Source organism: Micromonospora lutea (assembly GCF_016863535.1).
GTDB classification, from domain to species: domain Bacteria; phylum Actinomycetota; class Actinomycetes; order Mycobacteriales; family Micromonosporaceae; genus Micromonospora; species Micromonospora lutea.
This window is the reverse complement of the sequence record NZ_BOPB01000012.1, coordinates 88,640-102,789: the sequence shown is the minus strand read 5'-3', so window position 1 is coordinate 102,789 and position 14,150 is coordinate 88,640. Positions and strand designations below refer to the sequence as shown.

Sequence of the window (14,150 nt, the reverse complement as noted above, 5' to 3'; positions counted from 1 at the left end):
GGTGGACTAGCGTCAGGTGTATGCCTATCCGTACCGCTTCCGCACGCTGGCAGGGCAACCTGACCGAGGGGTCCGGCAACATCCGCACCGGCAAGGGCGGGCTCCAGGGGAACTACTCCTTCAAGTCGCGCTTCGAGGAGGGTGAGGGCACCAACCCGGAGGAGTTGATCGGCGCCGCGCACGCCGGCTGCTTCTCGATGGCGTTCTCCAAGGCGCTCGCCGACGCCGGCACCACGCCCACCTCGGTGGAGACCACCGCCAAGGTGCATCTCGACAAGACCGACGCCGGGATGACCGTGACCCGGATCGAGTTGGACACCGTCGGTGAGGTGCCCGGCATCGACGAGGCGCAGTTCGCCAAGCTGGCCGAGACCGCCAAGCAGAACTGCCCGATCTCCCGTCTGCTCTCGCCTGGCGCCGAGATCACCCTCACCGCCCGCCTGACCTCCTGACCCGCGTCGATCGTGCGCTCCCGGTCCGCCGTCACGCGGCCTCCGGGGCCGGTTCGCGACGACCGGGAGTGCACGATCGCGGGTGGGGCGGGAAGAATGTGGGTGTGGCGGTCGAGATGGAGCGCGAGCGGTTCGAGGAACTGGTGGGGGAGGCGCTGGACGAGGTTCCGGAGGAACTCCTGGCGCTGATGAGCAACGTGGTGATCCTGGTCGAGGATGATCCGCCGCCCGGCGAAGATCTGCTCGGCCTCTACGAGGGGCACGCGTTGACCGACCGGGGCTGGGACTACGCGGGCGTGCTGCCGGACCGCATCCTGATCTACCGCAACCCCATCCTGCGCATCTGCGACAGCGAAGAGGACGTCGTCGACGAGGTGGCCGTGACCGTGGTGCACGAGATCGCCCACCACTTCGGCATCGACGACGCACGCCTGCACGAGCTGGGCTGGGGCTGAGCGTCCCGAGCCCCGGGTTGCGGGCTGGCCCTACCGTCTCGGCCAAAGATGGCGAGTACGGGAGGAACAATGCGCAGTGAGCTGTTCTCGGCGGCGAATCTGGAGCAGGAGTCGGCACAGCCCGGCATGCGGCTGCAGAACGCCAAGATGTTGAAGATCGAGCTCGACGGCGAGGCGATGGCCCGGGTCGGTTCGATGGTCGCGTACCAGGGTCAGGTGCAGTTCCAGGCGCTCGGCTCCGGCGGACTGGGCAACTTCCTCAAGCAGAAGCTCACCGGCGAGGGCGTACCGCTGATGAAACTCACCGGGCGCGGTGACGTGTTTCTCGCCGACTTCGCCAAGGACGTGCACGTCATCGACCTGGAGCCGGGCGACGCCCTGTCCATCAACGGCTCCAGCGTGCTGGCGTTCGACGCCACCCTGCGATACGACATCAAGATGGTGGGCGGGGCGGGCATGGCCTCCAGCGGCCTGTTCAACTGCGTGTTCACCGGGCACGGCAGAATCGCCGTCACCACCCGGGGAACCCCGGTCGTGCTCAACGTCGACGCGCCCACCTACGTCGACCCGCAGGCGGCCGTCTGCTGGTCGGCGAGCCTGCAGACCGGTTACCACCGGGCCGACCAGATCGGGCTCGGCACGCTGTTCGGGCGCACCACCGGTGAGGCGTACACGATGAGCTTCGCCGGCCATGGTTTCGTCGTCGTGCAGCCCTCCGAGGAACCGCCGATCATGGGCAGCGGTCAGCAGGACCAGGGTGGGGTGCTCGGCGGCCTGTTCCGGTGAGACCGGGCCGCTCAGGTCAGCTCGCCCGCGCGCAGGCGGGCGAGCCAGGCGGCGGCGTCGGCATAGTCGGCGTCGGAGAGCCCCGCCGGGGCGGCCACCGGCCGTTCCCTCGTCGACTCGTCCCATCGATGTCGGGGGTAGGAGCCGAGGAAACGTACGTCGGCGCAGACCCGGCGTAGCCCCTGCAACGCCTCACCGAGCCGGACGTCGGCGACGTGACCGGTGCAGTCGAGGAAGAAGACGTAGTGGCCGAGCGCCTCGCCCGTGGGTCGGGACTCGATCCGGGTCAGGTTGACCCCCCGGACCGCCAGTTCCATCAGCACGGACAGCAGCGCGCCCACCCGGTCGTGCGCGATGTAGACGGCGAGCGACGTCACGTCGTCGCCGGTGGGTGGCGGAGGCGGACCGGGCCGTGACACCAGGGCGAAACGGGTCACCGCGTCGGGGTGGTCAGCGATCTTGTCGGCCATCACGGCGAGCCGGTGTCGGGTCGCGCCGATGGGGGCGCAGATCGCCGCGTCGTACTCACCGCTGGCCGCGCCGGCCGCCGCCGCCCCGTTCGACAGCACGTCCACCACGACCGCGTCGGGCAGGTGCGCCCGCAACCAGCCCCGGCACTGGGTGGAAGCCTGCGGGTGCGCGGCGACGCTGCGTACCGACGGCAGCAGGGTTCCCGCGCGTGCCCCGAGCACGAACTCCACCGGAAGGATCACTTCCCGGGTGATGACCAGCGGTTCCCCCTCGGCCAACTCGTCGAGGGTGACCCCGACCGCGCCGCCGATCGAGTTCTCCAGCGGCACCAGAGCCGCGTCAGCCTCCGCGGCGCGTACGGCCTCCAGCGCCTCGCCGACGCTGCGGGCCGGCGTACGGCTGCCCCGCTCGGCGGCCGGCACGGTACGCAGCGCCTGCTCAGCGAAGGTGCCCTCGGGCCCGAGGTAGACGAAACGTGTGGGCGGCGTTCCCGGCATGCGCCCAGCCTACGCACCCCGGGTCGGCGACGAGCCCGATGGAGAGGGTGAGAGCGAGGGCAAGGGTGTCAACGGTGTCAACGACGTCGGTGGGGTGACCGGCACCGGCAGACCGCCGCCGTCACTGCCGCAGGCCAGCGTCTGGATGCCGGCTGGGCTGGCCACCCGCACCTCGGCGGTGCACACGTCGGTACCGGCGGTCACCAGGCGCAGCGTCCCGGCCCGGTCACGGGTCACCACCTGAAGTGGCTCGTAGCCGGCCACGTCGAAGACGGTTAGCTGCCAGTCCGCGGCACACATCGGACCGTTGCGGACGCTGACCCGGGCATTGCCGGGCAGCAGCCCACGACGACCACGGATCAGCTCCGTGATCCGCTGCACCGACGGCTCACCGGTGCAGGCCACCGCGACCAGGCCCGGGTCGGCGGAGGGAAGCGTCGGACCGGTACCCGGAAATGCGTCGAACGACGGTGTGGTGGGGCTGGTCGGGCTGCTCGGGGTCGTGGTCGCCGCTCGGGTCGGCAGGCCGCCTCCGCTGTCGCGCACCTCCGGGGGCGCGCCGCACCCGACAGTCAGCAGCGCGGTCAGCGCGGCAACACCGATCCGCCGGCCATACCGCCGGCACGGCCGGCGGGTGACGCCGACACCGGCCCAGGAGCCGGCGGTAGGCAGGTCGGGAGCGGCGCGGAACGGCGAGGTGGGCGGCACGGGGTGGTCCTCAGGGCGGGAGACTCGGGGTGGCAGGTGCCGAGCCCATGGTAGGAGGAAGTCAGACCTCGGAGAAGAAGGTGAGAGAACCGGCCACCGTGCCGTCGGCGACCACGGGTGTGGAGATGGCGTCCACGGTCGCGTCGGGGCCGTCCTCCGTCGCTGCCTCGATTCGGAGCAGCCCACGGGCCAGTCGCCCGGAGGTGAGCGCCAGCAACGGCGGAATCTTGTCGATCTCGGGCTCGGCCAGCTCGCCCCGGTACGCGGTGAAGTCCAGCAGCCGCAGACCGCCGTCGAGCAGCGGCAAACCGATCACGTCCTCCGGTGCGCCGAGTTGGAGCAGTTCGCAACCGGCGGTGGAGACGGCCAGCACCCGGGTCTCGGCGTCGATCAGCAGACACGGCTCGTGGGCGCTGGAAACCGTGGCCGACCAGCGGCCGATGTTGTCGCACCCAGGCTCTGGCGGTGTCTCCCCGGAGGGCACGAACACTTCCGAGAGCGAGAGTTCGACGTGGGCCACCGAGCCTCCTATGCACACCGACGGTACCTCCACGCTAGCCGGTCGCGGCAGCGACCGCCGACCGCGTTTGGCGTACGGTGCCGTCGGTGTTGATCAGTGCCCGGTCGGCGACGGCGCGGTCCGGCGGAGCTGAGCCGTGCCCGGCCGCATAGCGTCGCCGCTGACGTTACCGGCGGCCGGCCGGCTTGTCAGCGGCCGTTCGGCCGTCCTCATACCACCGGTAGTCGGCAGCGGGCGGGTAGCCCCTGTTTCCCCAGGTGCTGGGATGCTGCGCGACCCGGGACAGTTTCTCGGCGGTGGCCGGGCTGATCCGGTTGCCGCTGGCCACGAGCAGCCGGTCGAGCTCCCGGTGGGTCGCCATGAGGCAGTCCTTGGGCAGGCCGTACACGCTGATGACCCCCGAACCCACGAAGGTGAGCACCGGAGTCACCGGGATCGGGTGGCCGACGGCCTCGGTCAGCGCCTTGCTCGCCCGCCGGGCATCGCGGCGTGCCTCGGTGACGTACGGCGGGCGCTTGCCGTTGATCTGCACGACGTCACCGGCGACCAGGACCCGGGCGCGGCCATGGTCGGCGATGGTGACGGCGAAGAGCCCGCTCGGACCGATGGCCAGGAACCCGGCCCGGTTGTCCGCGTGGTCGTCGAGCAGAACGTCGGCCGCGTCGGTGCGAGGCCAGTCGATGACGTGCCACGCCGGCCCGAGATGGTTGAGCTGACCGAGAGCGCGGGCACCGGCCGCCTCCAGCCGCCGCGCGCCCCGCTCCGCCCGGCGACGGCGAGCCCACTCCAACGGGGACGGGCGAGGAGCCGCGACCACCCCTGGCGACTCGACCCGGGGGTGCGGTACCGCAACTGGCGGCAGCGCCCTGGCGGACGACACGGCTCGACGAGCGGGGAAAACAGTCATCGCGACCTCCGGCAAAAGGTCCCTCGAAGTTACGTTCTCACTACCCTACGTTGCCACTCCCGGTGTTCGGCAAGCCGGAGCGCCGGAATGACTGTGGATGAATGCCGTATTCACCCACGGTTGTTTTACCGGATACCGCCAAACCCTGCCCTACGCTGCGAGGGTGAGCCACTACGTGGACAGTGAGGTCGGCCGGCTCGGTACCGTCCTGTTGCACCGCCCGGGACCGGAACTCGCCCGGCTCACCCCGCGCAACAACGACTCGCTGCTCTTCGACGCGATTCCATGGGTGGGCCGCGCACAGGAGGAGCACGACGCCTTCGCGGCGGCGCTGCGCCAGCACGGCGTCGAGGTGCTCTACCTGACCGACCTGCTCACCGAGACACTCGCCGTGCCGGACGCCCGCGCGGAGCTGACCGACGAGGTGCTCAGCTCGCCCCGCCTCGGCGACAGCCTGCGCGCCCGGGTCGCCGCGCACCTGGCGTACCTCGACCCCGCCGCGTTGACCGGCGTCCTCGTGGCCGGTCTGGCCCACGAGGAACTGCGCCTCGGCCGGGACCGCCGTGGCGGGCTCGTCTACACCCTGATGGACCGGCACGACTTCGTCATCGACCCGCTGCCCAACCTGCTGTTCACCCGCGACTCGTCACTGTGGATCGGCGACCGGGTCGGTGTGACGAGTCTGGCGATGCCCGCCCGGCGGCGGGAGACCACGCTGACCGACGCGATCTACCGCCACCATCCCCGGTTCGCCGGCACCGAATTCGTCTACCGGCCGGGTCTGGAGCCCCTGGAAGGGGGCGACGTGCTGCTGCTGGCGCCCGGGGTGCTGGCCGTGGGGGTGGGTGAGCGGACCACGCCGGCCGGTGCCGAACGACTCGCCCGTCAGGTTTTCGCCGCCGGGCTCGCGCACACCATCCTCGTCGTCCCGATCGCCCAGGAGCGGGCGACCATGCACCTGGACACGATCTGCACGATGGTCGACGCCGACGCGGTGCTGATGTACCCGAACGTGGCCAGCAGCCTGTCGGCGTACACCGTCATCGCCGGCGCCGACGGCGAGGATCCGCGGGTCGACGGACCGGCGCCGTTCCTGCGGGCCGCCGCCGACGCGATGGACCTGGACCGGCTACGGGTGATCGACACCGGGCTCGATCCGGTGACCGCCGAGCGGGAGCAGTGGGACGACGGCAACAACACCCTGGCGATCGCGCCCCGCCTCTGCGTTGGCTACGAACGCAACGTCGAGACGAACGCCCAACTGGAGCGGGCCGGCATCGAGCTCATTCCGATCGCCAGCTCGGAGCTGGGCTCGGGGCGCGGCGGCCCCCGCTGCATGTCCTGCCCCCTGCTCCGGGAGCAAGGAAGGGCCCCTTCCTAACGCCTGCGGTATAGGAGGGGACCCTTCCTAACAGGGTCAGCGGAGGGTGAGCTGGCGGCCGAGCAGCCCCTGCCGGGACCGGCGGGCGGCGGCGTCGAGCGGACCGGTCTCGGTCAGGGCGTCGGCGTACCGCTTGGCGAAGTCGGCGACGGGCTGCTCCCAGTCACCGGCCGGGGTCTCCTCGGGCAGGTCCCAGACCGGCACCAGCCGCCCGTGGGCGCGGAACATGCCGGCGAACCTGGTTTCCTCGCCGAGGGTGAGCGTGCCGGCCGCGCCGAGCCGGGCCAGCGCGTCCAGGGCGGCCTCCTCGGCCTCGGGCAGCACCCAGCGGACGTGGGCCTTGTCCGTCACCCGACACCAGTACGCGGCACGCGCGGCCGTCAGTCGCACCGTGGGATAGATCGCCGCGTTGGCTCGCTCCAGGGAAGCCTGCACGGTCGGGTCCTCGGCGGCTTCCGGGGCCAGCCAGAACTCGAAGCCCTCGTGCAGGCTGATCTCCAGCGGGCCGTCGACCAGGATGTCCTGCAACCGGGGACCGGGGCCGGGCAGCGGTGGCACCGCGACCTGGGCACCCGGTGCGGTGCGCAGCGCGCAGAGCAGCGACTCGGCAAGGTCGCGGGAGACGTCACCGGACTGAAGATGACGCTGGAGCCCAACGAAGATGTGACCGTCGTCCCGGCTCATCGCGGGAGCGGCCATTGGCAGCACGGTGGCCAGGGTGACCGGCCGGTCGCCGTACTCCTCGACGACTGCCGGGGCGAGCCGCAGCGGCGCGGAGGCGGCCGGCACCAGCTCCCGCAGGGCGATCCACTCGGGCTCGTCGACCAGCCCTTCGAAGGGTCGGGGTACGAAGACGTCCCGGATGCGCTCACGCTTGCCGGCAGAGGCGGCGGCCCGCTGGTTCTTTCGACGCTTGCTCACGGCGACACAGCCTAGAGCCCTCCGGCGGACGGTGGGGGCCGGACCCGCCCCAGTCGCGCCAGTCGGTCAGCCGGCCGTCGCCAACGCCGGCCGGTCACCGACCGGGTCGAAGTCGGCCCAGACGCTCTGACCGAGGCCGTCGCGCTCCACGCCCCAGCCGGTCGCCAGACCGGAGACGATGTGCAGGCCCCGGCCGTCGGCCGCGTCCACGTTCGGCGGGCGGACCCGCGGGCTGCACACGGCACCGCCGTCGGTGACCCGTAGCCGCAGCTGCGGACCATCGGGCGTGTCCCGCAGCCGCCAGGCGACCCGGACCACGCCGCCCGGCAGTGGGTCGGCGTGCCGGACCGCGTTGCCGACCAGCTCGGCCAGGACCGCCACCAGATCCGCCAGCATTGCTGGGGAGACTGCCCCGGCCAGCTCGGCGGCGAGCCGGTGCCGGGCGATCCGCGCCCCGCTGGCATGGTGCGGCACCACCACGCACCACGCCCGTTCGACCGTTTTCGTCGCCACCTCTGCCCCTCTTTCGCCCCGTGACCCCCACTGTCACCTGCGGGGCAGCCGCACCTCTGCGACCGTACCCCCACCATTTCTCGGTCGGAGGAATACCCACCCATTCTGTTGTTCAACGATCCGGCGGACGAGATAGAGGCCGAGACCGGTGCCGGGATAGCGACGCCGGTCACCCGAGTCGCCCTGCCAGAACCGGTCGAAGGCCCGTTCCACGTGCTCCGGGCGCACGCCGATGCCCCGATCACTGACCCGGAAACAGACGGTCTGGCCGTCCGCCCCGGCGGTGACGTCGATCGCGGAGTCGGGTGGGGAGTACTTGCCGGCGTTGGTGACGAGTTCGGTGAGCACGGTGGCCAGGCTCTGCCGATGCCCGATCGCCCTGGGCAGGTCGGGCGGCACCTGGAGGGTGGTCCGTCGACGCAGGTCCGTGGGCAGGTCGGTGATCGCGATCCGCAGCGTCTCGGTGAGGTCGAAGGCGGCCGGCGGCCCGTCACCCGGCCATGCCTCCGCCGCGGAGGAGAGCAGCCGGTCGAGCAGCCGGGCCAGCTCGTTGGCCCGCTGGCCGATGACCCGGGCCGCCTGCCGCCGGTCGGTCTCGCTCAGCGACTCCCAGTGGTCGGTGAGGGTGTCCGCGTACCCCTTGATGACGGTCACCGGGGTACGCAGTTCGTGACTGGTGACCGCGACGAAGAGGTCCCGTTCGTGGTCGTGCCGCTGCTGGTCGGTGGTGTCGCGGAAGGTGACCACCCGCAGGGCACCGGGCCCCGGCAGCTCGCCCGAGGTGATCCGCAACCAGCGCCCGCACGGCAGGCGATGATCGAGAACCTGCCCGGACGGCGGGAGCGGGAAGGGCAGCGGCTTGTTGATCGCGTCGTCGGTGGATCGGCCGGTCACCTGCGCGGCGGCCGGATTCCAGAGGCGCACGTGAGCGTCCCGGTCGACCACGGCCAGCCCGTCGGCGAGGGCCGCGACCACCGGACCGTCGCCGTGCACCGGCAGGCCGCTCTGGTCGCCGTACATGTGGGCGATGCAGGAGCCGAGGTAGCCGACCACGCCGCGTTGCTCGGCGCTGGGTTCCCCGTCGTCGGCAAGGTAGAGGGCGTGCAGGCTGCCGACGGTGTGGCCACCGATCTCGGCCCGGGAGACGACCATCCGGCGCAGGCCGCGCTGGGCCAGTTCGCTGGCGAGTGGATTGGTGAACTGGTCGGTCCGTACGCACTGCACCCGGGGACCGGCGAGCAGGCAGAGGGTGGCCGGGTCGTTGGCGGGCAGCGGCCGGCCGACGGTCCACTCGGCGGCGCCGGTGGCGGCGATCACCCGGCCGCCGCTGGGCGCGAACTCCACGAACGCCATTCCGGCGGCCCCGAGCGCCGGCTGGGTCACCCGGAGCAACTGGTTCAGGACCGGCAGACCCGCGTCACCGGAGTTGATCATCTCGATGACGGCGGTGTGCCCGGCGATGAGAGCCGAGTAGTCGGTGCGGTCCGGCATGACCCGAGTGTGCCTGCCGTCCGCGTTCCAGGGCACCCCCGAGTGGCCGCAGCCGGGTCCGTCGCCGTTACCGGTGCAGCCGGGCGAGAGTCTGCGCCGGGCGGTCGGTGATCACGCCGTCCACCCCCGCCGCAAGCACGAGGTCGAGGTCGCGCGGCTCGTTGACGGTCCAGACGTAGACCCGGTTGCCGGCCGCCCGCAGCGCCGGCACCAGGGCGGGACGGGCACGGACCAGGGCGATACCCGGTCCGGCGATGCCGACGCCGAACGGCAACCGACCCAGGGGCAGCCAGCGGGGGAGCACCTCCAGCAGGAGCACGGTCGGCAGCGCGGGAGCCAACGCCCGGATCCGGCGTATCGCCAGCGGGGAGAAGGACATCACGGTGACCTGTACGGCTGCGTCCGGGCTCGGTTCGGCCAGACCGTACCGAGCCAGCAGGGCGACCAGGCGGCGCTCCACGTTGCCGCCGTAGCGGGACGGATGTTTGGTCTCCACCAGCAACCGGACGGTGCGGCCGGCGGCGAGCACGGCCTCCAGCAGGCGTTCGAGGGTGAGCAGCCGGGTGCGTGAGTCGTCGAGGACCTCGTCGCCGTTGGCCGGCACACCACCCGGATGCCAGGAGCCGAAGTCCAACTGCTCCAGCTCGGCGAGGGTACGGGCACTGACCAGGCCACGGCCGTTGCTGGTCCGGTCCAACCGCCGGTCGTGTACGCAGACGAGGTGCCCGTCGCGGGTCAGCCGGACGTCGCACTCCACACCGTCGGCACCCTCGTCGAGGGCGCGTAGGTACGCGGCGAGGGTGTGCTCCGGAAGGTCGTACGAGGCGCCGCGGTGGGCGAATACGAGGGGTCCGTCCACGGCTCGTGTCCTACAGCACCCGGCCGGGCTGACCGTCCGAGCCGACCACCGGCCGACCGGCCGCCTCCCAGTCGCCCATCCCGCCGGCGACGTTGCTCACCTGCTCCCAGCCGTTACGCAGCAGATACGCGACGACCTGGGCGGAGCGACCGCCGGAGCGGCAGATGACGGCCACGTCCCGGTCCGTCGGCACCTCGGCCAGCCGGGCCGGTAGCTCCATCATCGGTAGGTGATGGGCACCGGGGGCGTGACCGGCGGCCCACTCGTCGTCCTCCCGGACGTCGAGCAGGTACGTCTCATCGTTGATCTCGGGCACGGTCACGGTGGGTATCTGAGGTCCGAACACGGGTACCAAGCCTAGAACCCCGCCGCGCGGTTGCCCGCAGCCGGACAGCGACGCCGCACGGGACCGGCCCTCGACCGTCTCAGATTCGGGTCACCCAGCGCGGATGGGTGTCGGCCCAGTCCGTCATCCGGCTGCCACGCACCGCCTGGAACAGCCCGTCACTGTCGTTGTCGAGCCGGACGTAGGACACCTGGTCGATCATCTGGGGGTAGGACGGCACCTGCACACCCCGCAGCCCGTCGGTGGCCAGGCCGTGCAGCGCGAGCAAGAGTTCCTCCACCGGCACGCCGTTCGTGTCCACCGTCAGCGAGTTGCCGACGGCCCCGATCAGCCGATGCAGCCGTACCGGGTCGGTGCGCAGCCGGGTCTCACCGGCCCGCTCCAGCATCGCACCCAGCAACTGTTGCTGATGGGTCTGCCGGTCGTAGTCGCCGCCCGGCAGGTCGTAGCGTTGGCGCACGTAGTCCAGCGCCTGCGCGCCGTCCATCCGCTGGCAGCCGGGCCGGAAGACCCGGTCGGTGTGGATCGACCGCACCTCGTTGCGTACGCACATGTCGACCCCGCCGAGCAGGTCGATCACGTTCCGGAGACCGGCGAAGTCGACCAGGGCCGCGCCGTCGAAACGGATGCCGGTGAGCCGGGCCAGGGTGGCGGAGAGCAGGTACGCGCCCGGCTGGCCGCCCCCACCGTACTCGTACGCTGTGTTGATCTTGTCTTCGCCGCCCGGATAGCCGCCGCCCGGCGGGATGTTCACCAGCAGGTCGCGCGGCACCGAGACCAGGTAGCCCTCGCGTAGCCCGGGGGGCACGTGCACGATCAGGATGGTGTCGGTGCGCTGCTCGGAGGCGGCGTCACCGGGTCGCCGGTCCGAGCCGACGAGCAGGTAGTTGAGCGGGCCGTCCAGGTCGGTGCGGTCCGCTCGGGCGCTCGGGTCGAGCAGCTCCGCCCGGCTCATCGTGCGCTCGTACCGGTCGGTGAGCACCCGGAGTCCGACCGCGGTGAGCGTGGCCAGCAGGATCGCCGTCAGCCCGATGCCGAGCAGTACGCGGGGCCATCGCGGCTTCCGGGTGCTCCTGCCCGGTGACCGCGTATCGCCCGTACGCCGCCTGCTGGCCGTGACGTCCCTCCCGCGAGCCTGATATGAGTACGACTCACATCAGGCTACGGAAGTGTCACTCCCGGCGATGGTGGTTTCGGTTGACGGGATGCCCCCTGCCGGTCACTTCCGGGAGGAGATCACCTCGGGGTTGTAGAAGACGAACTCGGCGAGCTTGTCCTTCCGGACGGCCTGGAACATGTCCAGGGTCTGCTCGCTGAGGGCCTCGTTGCCGTTGCCCTTGGCGTTGTAGGTGCCGCCGTTGGTCTTCAGCATGATCAGTTCGTTCCCGGTGACCCCGCGCATGGTGAACACGAAATCCTCGATCGAGACGCCGCCGGTGTCCAGGATGAACGCCTTGCCGGCCGCCTTGACCAGCTCGTTCAACTTCACCGGGTTGGTGAGGCTGCCGTTCTGGGTGGCCTTCTTGGCCATCGCCTTGATCAGCTGCTGCTGGTTCTGCTGGCGGTCGTAGTCGCTGTTCTTGAGGCCGTACCGCTGGCGGGAGAAGTCCAGGGCCGCCCAGCCCTCCATCTCCTGGCAGCCCTTCTTGTGCACCACCGGGGTGCGCGGCTTGCCGGTCTTCCTGGCGTCCGCGTTCCACATCGGCTCACCGTCGACGTACGACATGTGGATCGACTTGACGTCCTGCTTCGGGCAGATGCGCACCGAGCCCAGGGAGTCGATCACATTCTTGAAGCCGCCGAAGTTGATGATGGCCGCACCGTCGAAGCTGACCCCGGTCATCTCCTTGATGGTCTGTGCCATCAACTGGGCGCCGCCCTCCCAGCCGCCGCCGTTCTGGGCGCCGGCCTGGAACGCAGAGTTGATCTTGCCGACGCCGCCCCGGTAACCGGTCTTCTGGAAGGGCGGGATCCGCGCCTCGGTGTCGCGGGGGATCGAGATCAGGTACGCCTGGTCGTGGGTGGCCGGAATGTGCAGCACGATGATGCTGTCCGCGCGTACGTCGTCGGCCGCCCACCGCTCCCGAGCGTCGACGCCCAGCAGCAGCATGTCGATCGGACCCTTGAGGTCGGCCCCGCCCTCCGCGGAGGTCTTACCCGCGTCGCCGAGCAGGTTGCGCTGGGAGATGCTGCCGGTGGCCTGGCTGATCACCGCCTTGCTGCCGACGATCGCCACACCACTGGTCATCATCAGCGCGGCGCCGAAGATCACGGTGAGTCGGGCCCAGAGCGGATCCTTGCGACGGGTGCGCTTCTTGCCCGACTTGCCGGAATCCCCGTGGTCTCGGGTGGGTGGGGTGGCGGACGCGCGCGGCGGCTCAAGCAGAGAAGGGCTGTGAACCGGCATGCGTGCTCCAGTTCGTGTTCGCAGGAAGGGGCGGGAACACTTTACGTTCGCGTTTCCGTGGTGGCGAGGTCATGTGGTGGCCAATTCACGTTCCTCACCACGACATCCTGCTGAAATAGCCGATCGGGCAGAACAAACCAGACGATCGACCGTGCCTTGGACGTCTGACCGTGATCAGCCGTTTCCGGTGGGCGACGGTTTGTTGGCCGCCATCCAGTCGGCCATCGTGTCCGCCGACATCGCCCGGTACATGGTCAGCGCCTTCTCCCGGTCGGAGACGACCACCGACTCGCCGTTGATGGTCTGGCTGCCCAGGTGGGGACTGGTGACGAAGGTCAGATTCTCGCCCCGCAGGTTGCGGAACTGCACCGCCATGTCGGTGAGGGAGAAGCCCTGGTCGACGGTGACCGCGTCGGTGACCGACCTGAGGAAGGCGTTGAGCTTCTTCGGGTTGGTCAGGGTGCCCGTGCTCGCCGCCTTGTCCATCAGTGCCCGGAGGAAATCCTGCTGGTGGCGCATCCGGGCGAAGTCGCCGTCCGGGAACTGCTTGCGCTGACGAATCCAGTCCAGGGCCTCGGTGCCGTTCATGTGGTTGGTGCCCTTGGTGAACTTGCGGTACGGCTTGTGGATCGAGGTGATGGTCCGCTCGACCTCCAGGTCCACCCCGCCGAGGGCATCGGTGACCTGCTTGAACCCGGCGAAATCGATGGCCATCACGTGATCGATGTGTACGTCGGTGAAGCACTCGACCGTGCGTACCGCCAGCGGCAGCCCACCGAATGCGAAGGCGGCGTTGATCTTGCGTCGTTGACCCGTCTCGCATCCGGCACCGGCGCTTTCCGGAATCGGCACGTACAGATCCCGTGGGATGGAGACGAGGTACGCCTGCTTGTGGTCGGCGGGGATGTGCATGACGATGATCGTGTCGGCCCGCCACTCACCGGCCCGGTCCATCGGCGCGTCCGGGTCCCGTGAATCGGTGCCCACCAGCAGGATGTTCAGCGCGCCGTTGACCGCCTTGGCCGGCCGGCCGCCGGTGATCTCCGAGAACGGGTCGGTGCGGGCCATGTTCTTGTCGAGGCTGCGGGCGTAGAACCAGGCACCCGTGCCGAAGATCAGGGCCAGCGCCAGCACGGCCACGCCCGCCACCAGCGCGATGCGACGCCAGTGCGGACGCCGCCGGCGCGGCGGAACCCCACCGCCGGGTCCACCTGGACCCACCGGCCCACGCGGACCGCGCGGACCGCCGGGAGCGACCGGTTCGTCGTCGTACGCCGGGTACCCCAGGGTGTCGGCCGGTTGACCGGCTCGGCGACCCGGGCCCGGCACGGCCGCACGGCCGGCCCGGCGCAGGTGGGGAGCCGGCAGGGGGGCGGCGTTGGTCGCTGACATGTAACTCAGGGTACGCAGCCCGGGCCAGTGCCGCCCTCAGCACG

The 14,150-nt window shown here is 70.7% G+C and carries 15 protein-coding genes and 1 pseudogene; 4 read left to right on the top strand and 12 right to left on the bottom strand.

Annotation, left to right across the window (positions count from 1 at the left end):
* Positions 1–20 precede the first annotated feature (20 nt).
* From Vlu01_RS13430 to Vlu01_RS13420, 3 genes are all read left to right on the top strand, one after another.
* Positions 21–452 (top strand): OsmC family protein, encoded by a 432-nt coding sequence (locus Vlu01_RS13430; RefSeq protein ID WP_203998526.1) that lies wholly within the window; start codon positions 21–23, stop codon positions 450–452.
* A gap of 116 nt (positions 453–568) precedes the next feature.
* Positions 569–907 (top strand): metallopeptidase family protein, encoded by a 339-nt coding sequence (locus Vlu01_RS13425; RefSeq protein WP_203998622.1) that lies wholly within the window; start codon positions 569–571, stop codon positions 905–907.
* Positions 908–976: 69 nt separating this feature from the next.
* Positions 977–1,693, top strand: a complete 717-nt coding sequence (locus tag Vlu01_RS13420) for an AIM24 family protein (RefSeq protein WP_203998524.1) — start codon at positions 977–979, stop codon at positions 1,691–1,693.
* A gap of 11 nt (positions 1,694–1,704) precedes the next feature.
* Here Vlu01_RS13420 and pheA read toward each other — a convergent pair whose 3' ends face one another.
* The 4 genes and pseudogenes from pheA to Vlu01_RS13400 form a co-directional block, all read right to left on the bottom strand.
* Entirely contained in the window at positions 1,705–2,661 is a 957-nt protein-coding gene (pheA, locus tag Vlu01_RS13415) for a prephenate dehydratase (RefSeq protein ID WP_203998522.1), read from the bottom strand.
* Positions 2,662–2,775: 114 nt separating this feature from the next.
* Positions 2,776–3,264: pseudogene (locus Vlu01_RS13410) on the bottom strand (hypothetical protein); the annotation flags it as partial.
* Between the two features lie 166 nt (positions 3,265–3,430).
* Positions 3,431–3,889 carry a PAS domain-containing protein gene (locus tag Vlu01_RS13405; protein ID WP_203998520.1) on the bottom strand — a complete coding sequence of 153 codons (459 nt, stop codon included), beginning with the start codon at positions 3,887–3,889 and terminating at the stop codon, positions 3,431–3,433.
* Positions 3,890–4,055: 166 nt separating this feature from the next.
* Positions 4,056–4,796 (bottom strand): hypothetical protein, encoded by a 741-nt coding sequence (locus Vlu01_RS13400; protein WP_203998518.1) that lies wholly within the window; start codon positions 4,794–4,796, stop codon positions 4,056–4,058.
* Positions 4,797–4,959: 163 nt separating this feature from the next.
* On the opposite strand from Vlu01_RS13400, the gene Vlu01_RS13395 reads away from it, so the two are divergent.
* Entirely contained in the window at positions 4,960–6,177 is a 1,218-nt protein-coding gene (locus tag Vlu01_RS13395) for an arginine deiminase (protein ID WP_203998516.1), read from the top strand.
* 36 nt (positions 6,178–6,213) lie between these two features.
* On the opposite strand, the gene Vlu01_RS13390 is transcribed toward Vlu01_RS13395, so the two are convergent.
* From Vlu01_RS13390 to Vlu01_RS13355, 8 genes are all read right to left on the bottom strand, one after another.
* Positions 6,214–7,098, bottom strand: a complete 885-nt coding sequence (locus Vlu01_RS13390; RefSeq protein WP_203998514.1) for a DUF5926 family protein — start codon at positions 7,096–7,098, stop codon at positions 6,214–6,216.
* Positions 7,099–7,164: 66 nt separating this feature from the next.
* Complete coding sequence (locus tag Vlu01_RS13385; RefSeq protein WP_203998619.1) at positions 7,165–7,578, bottom strand: ATP-binding protein; 414 nt, start codon at positions 7,576–7,578, stop codon at positions 7,165–7,167.
* Positions 7,579–7,644: 66 nt separating this feature from the next.
* On the bottom strand, positions 7,645–9,102 hold the full coding sequence (locus tag Vlu01_RS13380; RefSeq protein ID WP_203998512.1) for a sensor histidine kinase: 1,458 nt from the start codon (positions 9,100–9,102) through the stop codon (positions 7,645–7,647).
* A 67-nt stretch (positions 9,103–9,169) separates the two neighbouring features.
* Positions 9,170–9,961, bottom strand: a complete 792-nt coding sequence (locus tag Vlu01_RS13375; protein WP_203998510.1) for a glycerophosphodiester phosphodiesterase — start codon at positions 9,959–9,961, stop codon at positions 9,170–9,172.
* A gap of 10 nt (positions 9,962–9,971) precedes the next feature.
* A complete protein-coding gene (locus Vlu01_RS13370; protein WP_203998508.1) occupies positions 9,972–10,307 on the bottom strand; it encodes a rhodanese-like domain-containing protein in 336 nt (111 codons plus the stop codon).
* A 79-nt stretch (positions 10,308–10,386) separates the two neighbouring features.
* Positions 10,387–11,289: an LCP family protein gene (locus tag Vlu01_RS13365; protein WP_444543441.1), complete on the bottom strand. Its 903-nt coding sequence runs from the start codon at positions 11,287–11,289 to the stop codon at positions 10,387–10,389.
* A 237-nt stretch (positions 11,290–11,526) separates the two neighbouring features.
* Positions 11,527–12,714 (bottom strand): LCP family protein, encoded by a 1,188-nt coding sequence (locus tag Vlu01_RS13360; RefSeq protein ID WP_239095878.1) that lies wholly within the window; start codon positions 12,712–12,714, stop codon positions 11,527–11,529.
* Between the two features lie 174 nt (positions 12,715–12,888).
* Positions 12,889–14,106: an LCP family protein gene (locus Vlu01_RS13355; protein WP_203998506.1), complete on the bottom strand. Its 1,218-nt coding sequence runs from the start codon at positions 14,104–14,106 to the stop codon at positions 12,889–12,891.
* Between the last annotated feature and the right edge of the window lie 44 nt (positions 14,107–14,150).